The organism is Bacillus sp. JKS001846, from assembly GCF_900176455.1.
Taxonomy (GTDB): Bacteria; Bacillota; Bacilli; order Bacillales; family Bacillaceae_G; genus Bacillus_A; species Bacillus_A cereus.
The window spans coordinates 1-14,303 of the sequence record NZ_FWYG01000002.1; the positions used below are offsets into that span (position 1 = coordinate 1).

Genomic DNA, 14,303 nt, shown 5'->3' on the forward strand with positions numbered 1-14,303 from the left:
TGTAATTTCAACTAAAAAAAGGAAGGGAGAGTGAGAAAATGGATATTAGAGTAGCAACTGCATTAGACTACCCTAATTTAAGAAGGATATATTTAGAGTCACGGCGTGAAAGTTTTCATTGGCTAGATAGAAATGAAATGACTGTAGAAGATTTTGATAAACATACTGAAGGAGAACATATAATACTAGCAGAGGAAGATAATCATATCCTCGGATTTGCTTCTTTATATTTACCTGAAAACTTTATACACAATTTATTTGTACATCCTGAGTTCTTTGGTAAGGGGGCTGGAAGACAGTTGCTTCATGCCTCCATAGAAAAGATGAATACACCATTAAGATTAAAGTGTGTTTCTAAAAATCAAAAAGCACTAAAATTTTATGAGAATATGGGCTGGAAAAAAGTTATTGAAGAAGGTGAGATAGAAGAAAAATATTGGGTAATGATATATGAATAAAATATATTTTTTAAAAGGACTCTTGTGTACATCAGGAGTCCTTTTTATTAATCTTATTATATATTACTTATAAAGGTAACATATAAATTAATCTAATACTTTCCACTCTAACAAAACACAGCAAAGACCGTGCGAGCTTCGTCGATGAATTATTAAAGGTATCGGCCCAGGAAGAAAAAGCAGCACCAAAATAGGAATCTTGGTGGGGATTTTGTTTTATTAGCTTGATAGCGATGGGGTACCGCCACATCACTATCAACTTAAGAAATTGATTGTCCCCAGAACGAAAAAATGAGTCGATTTTCATAAATAACTGTAAAAAGATAGATTTCTCGTAATGGAGATGTCTCAAAATATTAGCTTGATGAGCATGTGATGTTGCCACAATATGAGCAATTGAGGAATATTACTTGCATCATGCAAGTAATATAAAATATAATACGTATTGTACAAAATTCAAATTGTTCACTTGTTAATTTGTAAGGGGTGAAGGATGAAATGGGCAAAAAAGAGAAAGATAGCATTGAGATTATTGAGCATGAAATCGTCACGCTTATGCGTAGAGCTGATTTTAAAAGAACTTTGGATGGACATCAAGACAGCTTGGATCGTTCTGGTTATTTAATATTAAAACTTTTGGCGGCTGAGGGTCCGCTTTCAATAAGAGTGATCGCTGAGATTTTCCATTTAAATATGTCTACTGTAAGCCGACAGGTACGAACACTGGAATCAGGCGGACTAGTAAATCGAAAGCCTGAAGAATCTGATGCAAGAGTTAGTATCATCAGTATAACTGATGTTGGAAAAAATAAATTAGAAGCATCGAGTAAGTACAGATGGGAAAGTTATATGGAAGTATTGGCAGATTGGTCAGAGGATGAAAAAAATATTTTCGCAAGCTTATTAACTCGTTTAAATCGATCAATTGAAAAAAGAAGGAAATTACAATAGTGATTAAACAGGAGGGCTAAATATGACATCATCATTAAATATTAACTTCGATAAAACAGCTTTAGTATTAATTGATTTACAAAAAGGAATTGTAGCTATGCCTGGAGGAGATGAAGTAGTAGAAAAATCGGTAAAGCTTGTTGAACGTTTTCGCAAAAAAGGTGGATTTATCACTTTTGTTAAGGTTGATTTTCATGATGGAAAAGATTCGCTAAAGCCTGTAATAGATAACCAAACAAGTGGTAGTACGATGGAAAAACCTAAAGACTGGGCAGTGTTGGATCCAAGATTAAATGTCATGGACAATGATTATGTGGTGACGAAGCGTCAGTGGGGAGCATTTTTTGGAACAGATTTAGATATTCAGCTTAGACGACGTGGGATAGATGCCATTGTACTTTGTGGTATCGCAACAAATATCGGTGTGGAAAGTACGGCACGTGAGGCCTTTCAACATGGATACAACCAAATCTTTATTACAGATGCAATGACAACCTTTAGTCCGGAAGAGCATGATATGTCGGTGCGCTATATTTTTCCTAGGATAGGTCAGCTTCGTACAACAGAGCAATTTTTAGATCAGGTGAATGAATGAAAAATTGGCAAAACAAGCGGGGCCTGTTTTTAACTGCTATAGCAACTGGTACGATGCTAAACCCGTTGAATTCTTCTATGATATCACTTGCTCTCCATAGTATACAAAAGGATTTTCAGCTTTCTTTTACAACTGTTTCATGGCTTATTTCTTCCTTTTACTTAGCTAGTGCAATCGGGCAGCCAGTTACAGGAAAGCTAGGAGACCTTATCGGAAGAAAACGAATGTTTCTAATTGGTTTGGTCTTAGTAGCTGTGTCAGCATTTGGTGCACCACTAGCTCCTACTTTTTCAATATTATTGATTATGCGACTAATTCAATCAGTTGGAAGTAGTGCAGTTTATCCATCTGGTATTGGTCTAGTTCGAACGCATATTCAAGAAAAACAAGCATCTGCTCTGGCTGTTCTTTCAATCTTTTCATCTGCAATGGCTGCACTTGGACCGACAGTCGGTGGTTTTTTAATCGTTTGGGGAGGCTGGCCATCCATCTTCTTAGTGAATTTTCCATTTATTTTTCTGAGCTTCGTACTTGGATGGTATGTCTTACCGAAGGATTCTAAAGAAAGTAAAATGAAGCTGAAAGTACTAATTAAACAAATGGATGTTATGGGAATCTTGCTGTTTGCTGTAGGAATGATATTATTGTTATGGTTTTTATTGTCTTTTAAAACCACCCCTCATTATGTATCAGGTATTTTCGGATTGTTATTCTTCGGTGCTTTTGTATGGAGAGAGCTAAAGGCGAGTACACCGTTTATTGATATACGACTTTTTAAATCACATCCGAATTTAACATGGGTGTATTTGCAATTTATCCTGCTTAATTTATTTAATTATTGCTTGTTCTTTGGCTTGCCAACCTATTTTCAGGATGAAATGCACTTTAGTGTAAAAGAAACCGGAATAATTATGCTATTTATGTCAGGCATCAGCATTGTTTTTTCTCCGATTTCAGCGAAATGGGTGGATAAATTTGGAACAAGACAGCCGATTGTATTTGGATCTTTTCTTATGCTTATTGGAGCTGTTTTGTTAACGATTTTCTTTATTCACGTTTCGCTAATCATTATGTGCCTAATTCTTATGCTAATTGGTATTAGCTATGGAATTGGAAATGTCGCCTTACAGGTAGCCATGCTTGATGCATCTCCAACTAATATAGTTGGAACGTCATCCGGACTTTTTCAAACATGCCGTTACCTCGGCTCTATATTATCTTCTGTCGTCCTTGGATTAGTTTTTGGGAAAGAAATTACCCCAGGACATTTTGAAATCCTTGGTTCAGTCATGATTGCTGTAAGTATCATAAGTGTCCTCATGAATATGAAATTCTCAAAAGCGGCTTCACTTAAAGAGTAGACCTATAAAGGTCACTCAACTTTTGGAGAAAGGTATACTTTTTTCTTCACAAGCTTTTTTATTTAGTCTTATTTCTTTTTTCACGATTAGAATTTCTTAATAAAAAATTGAATAAAACAGATCGCTTTCCTTTATCCTAGCCTCGCTAGGTGGGGTGCGATCTTTTTTCATATTTTGACATGCTGCAGTGAGTAGCACTTACTCACTCGCATTGTGTAATCCCCGTAACCTGCAATAGCGAAGCTCATCTGCGAAGCTTCGCTCGAATTTTTCTTTTCTAAATTTATAGAGCATTTTTTCCAGAAACGGATAGTCTGTTAATATGCACATTAAGTATGTAAATACCCCTTCACTATCAAGCTAACAAGAACAAGTTATCCCAAAACAATAAATAATAGCAACCTGCACAAAATTTTCGTTCTGGGGTAATTCTGAATTCTTAAGTTGATAGGCATGGGGTACGGCCAGCATTTTTGAAAAAACACGCTAAGAGTATACAAAGTTTTATGCAAAAAATAGGGGGACATCGGGAACCATAGGGAAGCCAAAAGGCGCTCTAGAAAAGAAATGTATAAAAAGATGCATAGAGTCATAGAAAAAGGCGAATCCCTTCTGAGATTAAGGGGGCACTTTTTTCTTCGCTACCGATAATTTTATGTTATGTTAATTAGCTTTGTATACAATATACATTACATGACAATGTAAACTAATGCTGCAATAAGATTTGGAATAGCCATTATTAAAAAACCTTTTGATTGATCGATACGACCAATTTTACGTGTTTCCTTTTTTGAAAATAGAGTTCCTTTATTACCTAAAATTAAGCTATCAATGAAGTAAGCTAAAGCTAACCCAATACTAATTAATCCGAAAGTACCACATATATAATAAATGTAGCTCCAATCCCGACTAAAATAAGCTATTACAAATACGATAAGTAATAGGAGTATTCCCGAAATGAGTCCTCTCTTTATCATTATAATCCCTCTTTCAAAAGATTTAATATCCATATTATACCATATTGTTGAGTGTATATTTTTTAAACAAATTCCGATAATAGGACATTATGTTAACCTGACATGAATAGAATATGCAACAAATATTACACAACATATCACTTCTTTCAAATGGTACAATTAGGAAAAAGGGGGAGAAGTAATGCAAAATCTAGAAATAAAAGAGATTGAACTACTTGATAAAGATATTGAAGAGCTTTCTGAACTTTTGAAAACCGTAGTAGATGATGGAGCGTCAATAGGTTTTTTACCTCCACTGGAACAAGAAGAATCGACAAAGTATTGGCAAACTGTCTTAGCACCAGAGGTGATATTGTTTATTGCCAAAATAAACAATAAAGTGGCAGGTAGTGTTCAATTGCATTTAATTACAAAGCCAAATGGAATCCACAGAGCTGAAATTTGCAAGTTAATGACTCATCCAAACTTTAGACGTAACGGTATTGGACGTTCACTTATGCAAAAAGCAGAAGAAAGAGCAAAACAAGAAAGTAGGTCTCTTTTAGTATTAGATACTAGAGAAGGAGATCCTTCCAATAGATTGTACAAGTCATTAGACTATCAAGAATCCGGCAAAATACCGGGGTATGCAATTTCTCCGAATGGTGAATTAGATGCAACGGTTATTTATTATAAATTTATTTAGTTTTTTATTTAAAAAGAGAGATAGTTTTTAAACAACATTATTAATATTTATTTCTGTGATGAATATTTGTAAGTAAGTTCCGTAAATAAATATTTAATATAGGAGATGAGAAAATGTTATTTTTCGAAGGGGAAAACGTAAAAAATATTTTACTTCAATCTTGGTCGATACAATCAAGTTCTAAGTGGTCTTTAAACAATCCTGCAATGGGACAATGTGGTGTAACAGCACTAGTGATAAATGATTTGTATGGAGGGAAAATATTAAAGACAGAACTTGAAGAAGGATGGCATTTTTATAATGAAATCAATGAAAAACGTTATGATTTTACAGAAAGTCAATTTCCTAGTTCTATCGAATATATGGATGTTCCTTCTAATAGAGAAGAAGCTTTTGCAGATACAAATGACAAACAATATAATTATTTAAAGCAAAGAGTAAACGAAAAAATAACAAATGAATAGTAATTACCTTCCTTCGAATATTTTTATTCGTATTCCAATTCTTTTTTTAGTTTAGCTGTTTTTTCTTTCAAAACATTGAGTTAAATATTTAACTTCCGCTTTCGATAATTATGTAAATACGAAACCCCTTCAACAAGTAAACTGAAGGGGTTTTTTCAGTGATGTTATGGTAACTAAGTCTTTGTAAGTATTGTTACTATGGTATAATATGGTTAATTATGTTTGTAAAAAGGAGAAATGTTTAATGGGAGTTTTTACAGCATTGTTAGCAACTAGCTCAATTTTATTAGTAGCTTGGGTTGTAGGTGAAAGAGAAAAACAAAATCAATAATATTTTATATTTATGGATGAATTAATTATAAAATTAAGAGGGGTTTGGGTATGGGAGACGTATATAGGGGACTAAAATATTTTGGTTTTTTACTTGTATTAGTATTTAGTGTGGGATTTATTATACGTTGGATTTTTCGTGATGTAATTTCGTTAGATCAATTACTTGGTTTAGGTATAGGAATTATTACGTTAATAATGGCGTTTTTTATAAAGAAATACAGTAAAGAGCTAAATACTAATAGTTAATTTATGTTTTCTTTGGATGAGTATCTCGATAGTGAGGAGATACTCATCTTTTCTTATGAGGGATTTAACTTCTTTGTTTATAATACTTCAAATGTATACTTTTATTTTATATTTTGTGAGTATCAGAAGATTTGGTGTGAACTCAATGTTTAAGGTAATTTGAAAGTAAACTAATAATAAAACGTTTACTTTCAAAAAATGATAATAACAGTTTGATTATTTAAGGTAAATTTAAGATTGTTTTTGTAGATATTCTTAATTTACATATTATAATTACGATATTGATTTGTATTTATGGAGGATGTTATAGAATGAACTACAAAAAGGGTATTATGATAGGTCTATTATGTGTATTTGTGTTTTCATTAGGTGGCTGTGATTTTTGGGACGGATTTAAAAGTGGATTCAATACTAAAATTGAAAAAGTAGAAAATCAGGAGAAAAAATAAAATTTTTATAGATGTTTTAAAGAAAAAAGACGACTTATTTAATGTCGTCTTTTGTTTTTATTGAAAGTAAACTTCTATTCAAAAGTTTACATTTGAGAATAAGAAAAAGGTTTGAGTATCTAAAATTGTGATTAAGTAGGAATTTAATAAAGAAGACAGCGATCAGATAGTGTTGAGCCGTCCGATTGCTGTCTTCTTTATTTTTAAGGTTTAATTGAAAAATTTCTTCTTGTTATTTTTGATGTAGTTAACGACAATTACAAAGTAAATAACAGCTATGAGATTAATTATGGTTAATGTTAGACCTGATGGATTAGACCAAGGAAGTACAAAAAGCCAAAATACTACTAAAATTGAACTTAATACATATAACCATTTGAATGGATCTGTCATTCTTAATTCCCCCAATTTTCCTTCTTTGATGATTTTATCTTTCAAAAAATCATCTCCTTTAATTAATTCATCAATGCTAATGTTGAATAATTCACTTAATGTAATAAGTGTTTCAATATTTGGATAGCCTTTTTCAAGCTCCCATTTAGAAATCGATTGTCTGCTTATGTTTAATTTAAGTGCTAATTCTTCTTGTGATAAGTTATGCTTTAATCGTTCTTCTTTTAGCTTTTTATAAAACTCCATGATTTCAACTCCTATAATTTTATTATTATTACAGCTTATACAAATTGGTAAGAATCGCAAAGTAGAATGATGTAACTTAAGAGTAGCAAAGGTTTGGAACAGGTGGTTGCATGATTGATTTAGAGGGCTTTTGATAATTATTCATTGAAAGTAAACTTAATATATATATTAAGTTTACTTTCATTTTTTCTTGAAAATATTTTAATCAAAAAACTGAAAATTTAAATATTAAAATGTATAATAAAGGAAATAAGATATTGAAGACATAAATAGAGAAGAGGGGATATCGTATGACTATGACTAGTTTAAAAAATGTTCTTGAGCTTGATTTTGCATATCTTGAAACCTTTACTAGCCGAATAGAGAAATCATGGGGGGCTATATTTTGTAATGAAAGCAACCCACATTATTATGATGCAAATCATGCACATGTAAGTGTAGTAAGTTTAAATCCACAAATAATAGTAGATGAAGTAGTGGATTTCTATAAAACTAAAAATATTGTACCTAGATTTTATATATACAACTTAGATATGCAAGAAAAACTGATTTCTGAATTACAAATAAAGAATTTTGGATTTGAAGAATTAATAAGTCCAGTCCAATTATGGAACAAGAAATTAACTAAAAAAGATAAAAATGAAAAAGTTACTATTGAAAAGGTATCTGGGTTAAATTTTGAAGAAGCTTTAGATATTGAATGTAGTATAAAAGAAATAGGGGGCGAAGTTAGAAAAAAAGTTTTTCAAGATGAATTCAAACATCCAGCATTCACTCACTATCTACTTAGATACAATGGAGTAGCATGTGCCATCGCTTGTATTTTTGAACATGAAAAACAAGCCCGAATGGAAAGTGTAGCTACAATTGAAAAGTTTAGAGGTAAAGGGTTAATAGGTGAACTTATTCACTTTATTCAAAGTGAAGTAATGAATAGAGGACTAGATAATCTCTGGGTGATCCCTATTAACGAAAAAGTAGAAAAAGTGTATGAAAAGTATGGATTTGAAACAGTAGAAAAAATTAAAACGGGACATGCGTTTTTAGAAGGAAAAAGTATTAAAGAAATTCATGAGGGGTAGAAAAAATCAATTTATTTTGCTAAAAAATATTTAGTTAACAAGTGTATTGGAAATAAACTAATATTTAAAAGTTTACATTCGAAGATACATAATAAAAAACAGTAGTGATTTTATACACTACTGTTTTTTTATTGTTTCTTGCAAGTGAATCATTTATATTCCTGTCTATATAATTTAAACGAATAAATAGCTCCAATGAAGAATACAAAGGCTTCAAATAATATAAAGATTTGACGGGAATTCTCAATATCTTTACCAACTAAAGAAATAAATATAGCATTCATTAGAATTTGAGTAGTAAACATACGAGAAGTAATTTTTAAATAAATAGCATTTGTTCTTTCATCTGGTTTACCAATTTTTTTGTAAATAATAATAAGTGCAATTACTGAACCTAAAAATAGAAGTGCTGTAAGTCCTACAACGATATTGAAATTGCCTGTACTTTCTAACTTCCATTTATTTAATAGATCAATCATTATTATCTTCCTTTCCTACATAAGAGAATATTTCGTCCTTCTTTTTCACTATAATAAAAAAAGAAAAAGGAAAACATCGAACTTTCTTACAAACATTCGTGTATTCTTACAGTTTTGTCATTTTGTAAATGTATTCATCGCCTTGCCTTTCACTATTTTCTTTGGAAAACATAGTAAATTACGAGAAAGAGCGCTACAAGATCAACTTCCAAGAAGTAGTGCACTAAAACTCTTAATTAATGCAATTAGTTTGTTTTAAAGTAGTAAGTGGACAATACTTCTTAGTTGTAGAAAGTATCGAGATCCCTGTGCCAATTCCAGCGTTTGCTGCAGCTCTATTAATTAGTTTAGGAATAATCCCGCTTTGTTCTTAATTTAAGGAACTCCAAACAGCCCTACCTTTCAATTGATAAACCCTCAAGTGTATGAATGCTTGGAGGTTTCTTATAAAAAAAAGACGCCATAAGGCGCCCCCACAATTGGGTAGATAAGACTTTAGTTTTCCAATCTAAAGAAGTTTTGTATCAGCTTTTTGAGAGTATATCATAATATTCGGCTCATTTATTATGTATTTTTACATACCTATTAAAAACCCTTTATTTTCCATTCGATAAAATAAATTAACAATATTAATAAGATTCAAATAAAAATTTCTACAAATTCAAAATATTTACAAAAGATACAAAAGTGATACATTTAAGGTGCAAGTTATAAAAAATATTAAGGGGGATTTATTATGTTCAAGAAATTAGTAGTAGGAGCATTAGCAACTGGTATTATGTTATCTGGGGGAATTGGAGCTTCAGCAGCAAGTATGGACAATACGGAAAGCTCAGTAAGGTCTTTGCAAACGGCCGCATGTGAACTACCTTCTGGCGTCAAAAAGCTTTCTAATGGTAAGTATGAAAGATACAATCCACCGTATAATGGGAATTTTTCAAATTATTATACTGAAAAGATTTGTGGTGGTACAATGCACTGGTACTTTAAAGGTACTACTCCCGATAAATCATTGGGACGATATGAAGGACATCTATTTCTCTAGAAGGGGCAACACCCATATTTTAACGAAAATATACTCTAAACAAAAAACTATAATAAGCTGTCCATATGGGCAGCTTATTTACATAAAAAAGACACTCAAAGGTGCCTTTCTCCAACTTGAATCACTTTAATTCTAAGAATATGTATTGGACTTCCATTCAAGTATCATTTTTCTCAATTAATAATTGGTATATTTTAGGGTGTTTTTTACTGTTTCTATGTTAAGATATTTTGGTTGATATTCATCTTATTTTAGGAGGTTGGAAGATCTGTTACATGCTTTTCATATGGATTTTAGTTTCTATACAGAAAATATAAAAGTTTTAGGGTTATTAGGGAATTCTACTCGATTATCAATTGTTTGTAAATTGATTACATATGGATCGTTGTCAGTTTCTGATTTAAGTAAGCAAACAAGAATTACAGAGGATTTGATTGTACAACATTTGCGTAAATTAGCCTTTGGAAATATTGTAATTAGTGAACGTATAGGGAAAAGGCTTTATTTTAAAATAAAAGATAATAGAACAATTGAAATTATTAAGGTATTAGGATTACAAAGTTAAATTTAATTACTTTCTCTACAATTAATTTTGCTATAACTTAATTGTGCAAGATCATTTGTAGCTCAACTACGGAAATGGGTGTCCCTTTTGGAGATACACCAAAATCCCTGTATCAACTTTCACTTAAAAACACAGGAATACGCTTTCAATTTTCTTGCAATTCTGTATAAATATTTATAATAATGGAAATAGTTTGAAAAACATGGATTGATATGTAAAGATTAGAGAGGTAATTTACAAAATCGAAAGGGGATTTGATATGAATACAAAGTATGTTATTAATCCAAAATGTTTTCGGTTTAAAGTATTAAGTTTAGTTGCAGTTTTAATGATTACTATTTGTACATTTTTTGTAAGTGGAAATACAACCACTTTAGCTGCTACATCTGTACCTGTATATTTAAGTGACACGTTGACTCCAATTTCTGTTGTAGGAGATATAGAGAAAATAAATCCTAATTATTCTTCGTATAATAAAAACCAATCATTTTATAAAACGAAGTTATCTATTAATGGTGTGCAATATGACAAAGGAATTGGCTCACATTCAAATAGTACAATTAAGTACAATTTGAATGGACAGTATTCTAAATTTACAGTAGATGTAGGAATAGATGATCAAGTAGCAGCTGGTCATGGTTCTGTGAATTTTGTGATAATCGCTGATGGTAAAATTCTGTATATAAGTCCGGTTAAAAAATCTCACGATCCAGCTGAACATGTAGAAGTAACTATTGCAGGAAAAAATACACTTGAGTTAGTTTCGTATAATGCTAATGATAATATTGACAATGATCATGCTGACTGGGCGGATGCAAAATTGTTTACTCAATGAGTACAATATATTACTAAACTATAATTTAATAAAACCCCCCCTTAGTTATTTGAGGGAATTTCAATTGGAATATATCAATCTAAAAAAGCCGAGTTCCTAGCGTACAGGAAATCGGCTTTTTCTTTATGAAATTTTGCTTAGCGTACAAAATTCGCGAAATGTTGTTGCTAACCCTAATAAAGCAAATCCTCCAACAAAACCACAGCCTTCGCCACAACTACCACCAAAGCCCATAATAATTCCTCTTTTAAATAATAGGAGAAAAATAAGGAGTCACTCATGTATTTTAATGGATTCAAATTACTTTATGTTTTTATGGATTAAATGAGCAGGTCCTTTTGAAAATAAGGGAAAGATGATCTAAGGCGCTTCACCTGAAGAGGGGTACCGCCACATGTCCATCAACCTAATCAGAATAGCTTTCCCCAAAACGAAAAAAATGTGCTGATTTCTCATAAATAACCGTAGAGATATCAAATTTTTCGTTTTGGGTTATTTCAAAATCTTAGGTTGATGGGATATACGTTGAGACCCCTTGAAAGGATTTTGAGGGCATTTATTAATTTGGTATCGCGAACCCGAGTAAGAAATCTGCATATATTATCTAGGTAATTTATCTATTTCAAAAAACAATGGAGGAATACCATGTTAACTTATTACCATCGTCAAATGGCTGCTCACCCGATACTTCTTGAGGCTAGACAAGTTTCTTCTAATCAAATTTTAATGACTTATGATAAACCAACTGATTTGGCATCTGCAACAAATGTCTCGAATTATTGGATTAGAAGTAATATGGGTCCCGTTGGTATTGCTAGTGTAGGAATGAAAGAGGCACTTACGGCAGAAAACGCTATACGTCCAGATATGGGAATGATAGCACCTGTTGATAATTCAAAAATGAGATTTGTTATAGCTTTTAGAGCTAATGCAATGCAGGGGGTAATGTATACTGTGCTTCCGTGTTTCGTTAACTTAGAGGGAATGTCAGGTTTTATGGGAGAAAATTGGGGTCCTAATAGTAAAAATATGTTTATTGGTATGTAGATGAGAAAAAAATTGGTGCTACTCTTAGACCAAAAAGTAAAATCATAAAAAAATGATGAATAGATATTCATGTAAGGTTAACATAACACCATATTATCAATAGCAAAATAAATCTCAATTTTTATCTATGACTCCTAAACAAAAGTAATCGTTTCCGTACCCGATAAACGAAATTATAGGTAGTTACAACATGCTTACTCGTTGCATACAATATGTATTGGTTAGATGACTACTCTTTTATAAAAGGAGGTGTAGCAAATGATGCCTTATTCTGGTATGCCATCTCAAATGTATTCAGGGCAAATGATGCCTTATTCTGGTATGCCATCTCAAATGTATTCAGGGCAAATGATGCCTTATTCTGGTATGCCATCTCAAATGTATTCAGGGCAAATGATGCCTTATTCTGGTATGCCATCTCAAATGTATTCAGGACATATGATGCCTTATTCTGGTATGCCATCTCAAATGTATTCAGGACATATGATGCCTTATTCTGGTATGCCATCTCAAATGTATTCAGGACATATGATGCCTTATTCTGGTATGCCGTATTAGGTGTATTCGGGACAGATTATACTACAGACAGTCAAACACCTCAAATGATACCTCACCCAGTTCTTGTTGTTGCAAGGTAAGCAGCACGTAATCAAATTAAAATAACTTAACAACCTACATTAGCAACAAAACATCAAGAAAAGGCATTCCAAATATGGAACGCCTTCTTTTATTTTATAAAATCATCAACTTAAACCTATTTTTCAAATATATTCTTCAACAATCTGAAATGTTCTAATTAACATAATCTATCATTATCTGTAGCAAGAAAAAGGAGGTTCCCTTACACTAACAAGGGAACCTCCTTTTTTGTTCTATGGATCTATGCATTTTTTTATACACTCCTATCCTGACGTGGTTTTAGGGTTCTTGTTTGTTACTGGATTAGCCAAAAAACTGTATAAAATCTTGGATGCTCTTAGCGTGTTTTTTTCCGAAATGCTGACGGTACCCCCTCAAGTGTATGAATGCTTGGGGGTTTTTATAATAAAAAAAGACACCCTAAGGTGCCTTTTTCTTACTTTATTAGGGGCTTATTAGTCAATGAGCCCTTCAACCTTCATAGCTTCTTCTACATCAAGTTTACGATGTGAAATCACATCTTCTGATCCTTCATGGGAAACTATTTCAAACACATCGCCTTTGGCTATATAACTGTATTCTTTATTATCCCAAAAGAGTTCATCTGAGGTATCAAATTCAAGGTCGTGTTTTCCATTATGTTCGATGCATTTAGCATAAACGTAGTTACGTCCTACCTCTGTTACTTTATAATTTTCTGTTGTTGGTTCTTCTGATTTACACCCTGTTAATAGTATTGTAAATAATCCTGCTGTTAAAATGACTCTCTTCAATATGCTGCCTCCTAGTAATTGTATTATTGTAAAAAATTTCTTTAGATGTCTAAGGAGGTTACTCCAAGTCTATATGTTAATAAAAATTTTCTTTTTATGTATGCTAGGCCTTGTATTTGTCAGTAAGTTCCTTTACTTTTTCAATTTGCTTTTCTAACGTTTTTCTTTGTGTTTCCCTCGTTTGGCTACTAAAAGAATCGTTAGTATATACACTTTGTAAAGTATCAGCTGAAGAATAAACCCAGAAAATAGCATCCTCATACTCTCTCGGCAACTTCAATTGTTTTACTTCCAAAAAGGCATTTTTTATCTCCATTAGAATGATATCCGCCGTCATTTCATCATAAAGAGGATTTTTAGCCTCGTTTACCATTTTTTCCGCATGATATAAGAACTTATTAATATTCTTACTGTCCCATTTAGTAGCGGCCGTACCGCCTTCTGTTCTATTTAACTTGTTGTACTCGTCTACTAAATTGTTATAGTCATTTGCTACCTTATCCCAGGTATAAACCATAAATCCGGAGAATAGCAGAGAAGCCGCCAATGTTCCATATAGTGCTTTTTGTTTGATTTTTTTCTTGTTGCTTGTCATGTTGTTATTTCCTCCCTAACATATCCATTTTTTTTTTGAACCTTTCCGTTTCGTGCGATTCTTCCACTTCGTTACAGATTCACTC

General features: G+C 32.1%; 19 protein-coding genes. 14 read left to right on the top strand and 5 right to left on the bottom strand.

The genetic code is table 11. From position 1 onward, the window contains the following. The first annotated feature begins 38 nt into the window (after window positions 1-38). The 4 genes from B9A45_RS28850 (at window position 39) to B9A45_RS28865 (ending at window position 3,365) form a co-directional block, all read left to right on the top strand. Window positions 39-458, top strand: a complete 420-nt coding sequence (locus B9A45_RS28850; protein ID WP_084065626.1) for a GNAT family N-acetyltransferase — start codon at window positions 39-41, stop codon at window positions 456-458. A 498-nt stretch (window positions 459-956) separates the two neighbouring features. After that, window positions 957-1,409: a MarR family winged helix-turn-helix transcriptional regulator gene (locus B9A45_RS28855; protein WP_084065627.1), complete on the top strand. Its 453-nt coding sequence runs from the start codon at window positions 957-959 to the stop codon at window positions 1,407-1,409. Window positions 1,410-1,431: 22 nt separating this feature from the next. Beyond that, entirely contained in the window at window positions 1,432-2,004 is a 573-nt protein-coding gene (locus tag B9A45_RS28860) for an isochorismatase family protein (RefSeq protein WP_084065628.1), read from the top strand. Then, window positions 2,001-3,365, top strand: a complete 1,365-nt coding sequence (locus B9A45_RS28865) for an MFS transporter (RefSeq protein ID WP_084065629.1) — start codon at window positions 2,001-2,003, stop codon at window positions 3,363-3,365. Before B9A45_RS28860 ends, B9A45_RS28865 begins: the two co-directional genes overlap by 4 nt. A 689-nt stretch (window positions 3,366-4,054) precedes the next feature. On the opposite strand, the gene B9A45_RS28875 is transcribed toward B9A45_RS28865, so the two are convergent. Continuing rightward, window positions 4,055-4,342 carry a DUF5316 family protein gene (locus B9A45_RS28875; protein ID WP_084065630.1) on the bottom strand — a complete coding sequence of 96 codons (288 nt, stop codon included), beginning with the start codon at window positions 4,340-4,342 and terminating at the stop codon, window positions 4,055-4,057. A gap of 181 nt (window positions 4,343-4,523) precedes the next feature. Here B9A45_RS28875 and B9A45_RS28880 point away from each other — a divergent pair, with 181 nt between their 5' ends. The 4 genes from B9A45_RS28880 to B9A45_RS32395 all read left to right on the top strand — a co-directional run bounded on the left by B9A45_RS28880 (window position 4,524) and on the right by B9A45_RS32395 (window position 6,519). Beyond that, window positions 4,524-5,027 (top strand): GNAT family N-acetyltransferase, encoded by a 504-nt coding sequence (locus B9A45_RS28880; protein ID WP_084065631.1) that lies wholly within the window; start codon window positions 4,524-4,526, stop codon window positions 5,025-5,027. Between the two features lie 113 nt (window positions 5,028-5,140). Further along, window positions 5,141-5,491 carry a YunG family protein gene (locus B9A45_RS28885; RefSeq protein ID WP_084065632.1) on the top strand — a complete coding sequence of 117 codons (351 nt, stop codon included), beginning with the start codon at window positions 5,141-5,143 and terminating at the stop codon, window positions 5,489-5,491. A gap of 381 nt (window positions 5,492-5,872) precedes the next feature. Continuing rightward, window positions 5,873-6,070 (top strand): hypothetical protein, encoded by a 198-nt coding sequence (locus B9A45_RS28890; protein ID WP_084065633.1) that lies wholly within the window; start codon window positions 5,873-5,875, stop codon window positions 6,068-6,070. Between the two features lie 311 nt (window positions 6,071-6,381). Then, window positions 6,382-6,519 (top strand): hypothetical protein, encoded by a 138-nt coding sequence (locus B9A45_RS32395; RefSeq protein WP_166695583.1) that lies wholly within the window; start codon window positions 6,382-6,384, stop codon window positions 6,517-6,519. A 210-nt stretch (window positions 6,520-6,729) separates the two neighbouring features. On the opposite strand, the gene B9A45_RS28895 is transcribed toward B9A45_RS32395, so the two are convergent. After that, window positions 6,730-7,158 carry a helix-turn-helix domain-containing protein gene (locus tag B9A45_RS28895; RefSeq protein WP_084065634.1) on the bottom strand — a complete coding sequence of 143 codons (429 nt, stop codon included), beginning with the start codon at window positions 7,156-7,158 and terminating at the stop codon, window positions 6,730-6,732. Window positions 7,159-7,454: 296 nt separating this feature from the next. On the opposite strand from B9A45_RS28895, the gene B9A45_RS28900 reads away from it, so the two are divergent. After that, entirely contained in the window at window positions 7,455-8,240 is a 786-nt protein-coding gene (locus tag B9A45_RS28900; RefSeq protein ID WP_084065979.1) for a GNAT family N-acetyltransferase, read from the top strand. Between the two features lie 149 nt (window positions 8,241-8,389). On the opposite strand, the gene B9A45_RS28905 is transcribed toward B9A45_RS28900, so the two are convergent. Beyond that, window positions 8,390-8,719 (bottom strand): 6-aminohexanoate hydrolase, encoded by a 330-nt coding sequence (locus B9A45_RS28905; protein WP_084065635.1) that lies wholly within the window; start codon window positions 8,717-8,719, stop codon window positions 8,390-8,392. Between the two features lie 736 nt (window positions 8,720-9,455). Here B9A45_RS28905 and B9A45_RS28915 point away from each other — a divergent pair. The 5 genes from B9A45_RS28915 to B9A45_RS28935 all read left to right on the top strand — a co-directional run bounded on the left by B9A45_RS28915 (window position 9,456) and on the right by B9A45_RS28935 (window position 12,769). Further along, window positions 9,456-9,764 (top strand): hypothetical protein, encoded by a 309-nt coding sequence (locus B9A45_RS28915; protein WP_084065636.1) that lies wholly within the window; start codon window positions 9,456-9,458, stop codon window positions 9,762-9,764. 286 nt (window positions 9,765-10,050) lie between these two features. After that, window positions 10,051-10,329 carry an ArsR/SmtB family transcription factor gene (locus B9A45_RS28920; protein ID WP_071729389.1) on the top strand — a complete coding sequence of 93 codons (279 nt, stop codon included), beginning with the start codon at window positions 10,051-10,053 and terminating at the stop codon, window positions 10,327-10,329. Between the two features lie 259 nt (window positions 10,330-10,588). After that, entirely contained in the window at window positions 10,589-11,164 is a 576-nt protein-coding gene (locus tag B9A45_RS28925; protein ID WP_084065637.1) for an NPCBM/NEW2 domain-containing protein, read from the top strand. A gap of 645 nt (window positions 11,165-11,809) precedes the next feature. Continuing rightward, window positions 11,810-12,211 (top strand): hypothetical protein, encoded by a 402-nt coding sequence (locus B9A45_RS28930; RefSeq protein WP_084065638.1) that lies wholly within the window; start codon window positions 11,810-11,812, stop codon window positions 12,209-12,211. Between the two features lie 258 nt (window positions 12,212-12,469). Further along, window positions 12,470-12,769 carry a hypothetical protein gene (locus B9A45_RS28935; RefSeq protein ID WP_084065639.1) on the top strand — a complete coding sequence of 100 codons (300 nt, stop codon included), beginning with the start codon at window positions 12,470-12,472 and terminating at the stop codon, window positions 12,767-12,769. A gap of 536 nt (window positions 12,770-13,305) precedes the next feature. Here the strand turns inward: B9A45_RS28935 and B9A45_RS28945 are convergent. Beyond that, on the bottom strand, window positions 13,306-13,623 hold the full coding sequence (locus B9A45_RS28945; RefSeq protein ID WP_084065641.1) for a hypothetical protein: 318 nt from the start codon (window positions 13,621-13,623) through the stop codon (window positions 13,306-13,308). Window positions 13,624-13,726: 103 nt separating this feature from the next. Next, window positions 13,727-14,218, bottom strand: coding sequence for a hypothetical protein (locus tag B9A45_RS28950; RefSeq protein WP_084065642.1), 492 nt, complete (start codon window positions 14,216-14,218; stop codon window positions 13,727-13,729). Window positions 14,219-14,303 lie beyond the last annotated feature (85 nt).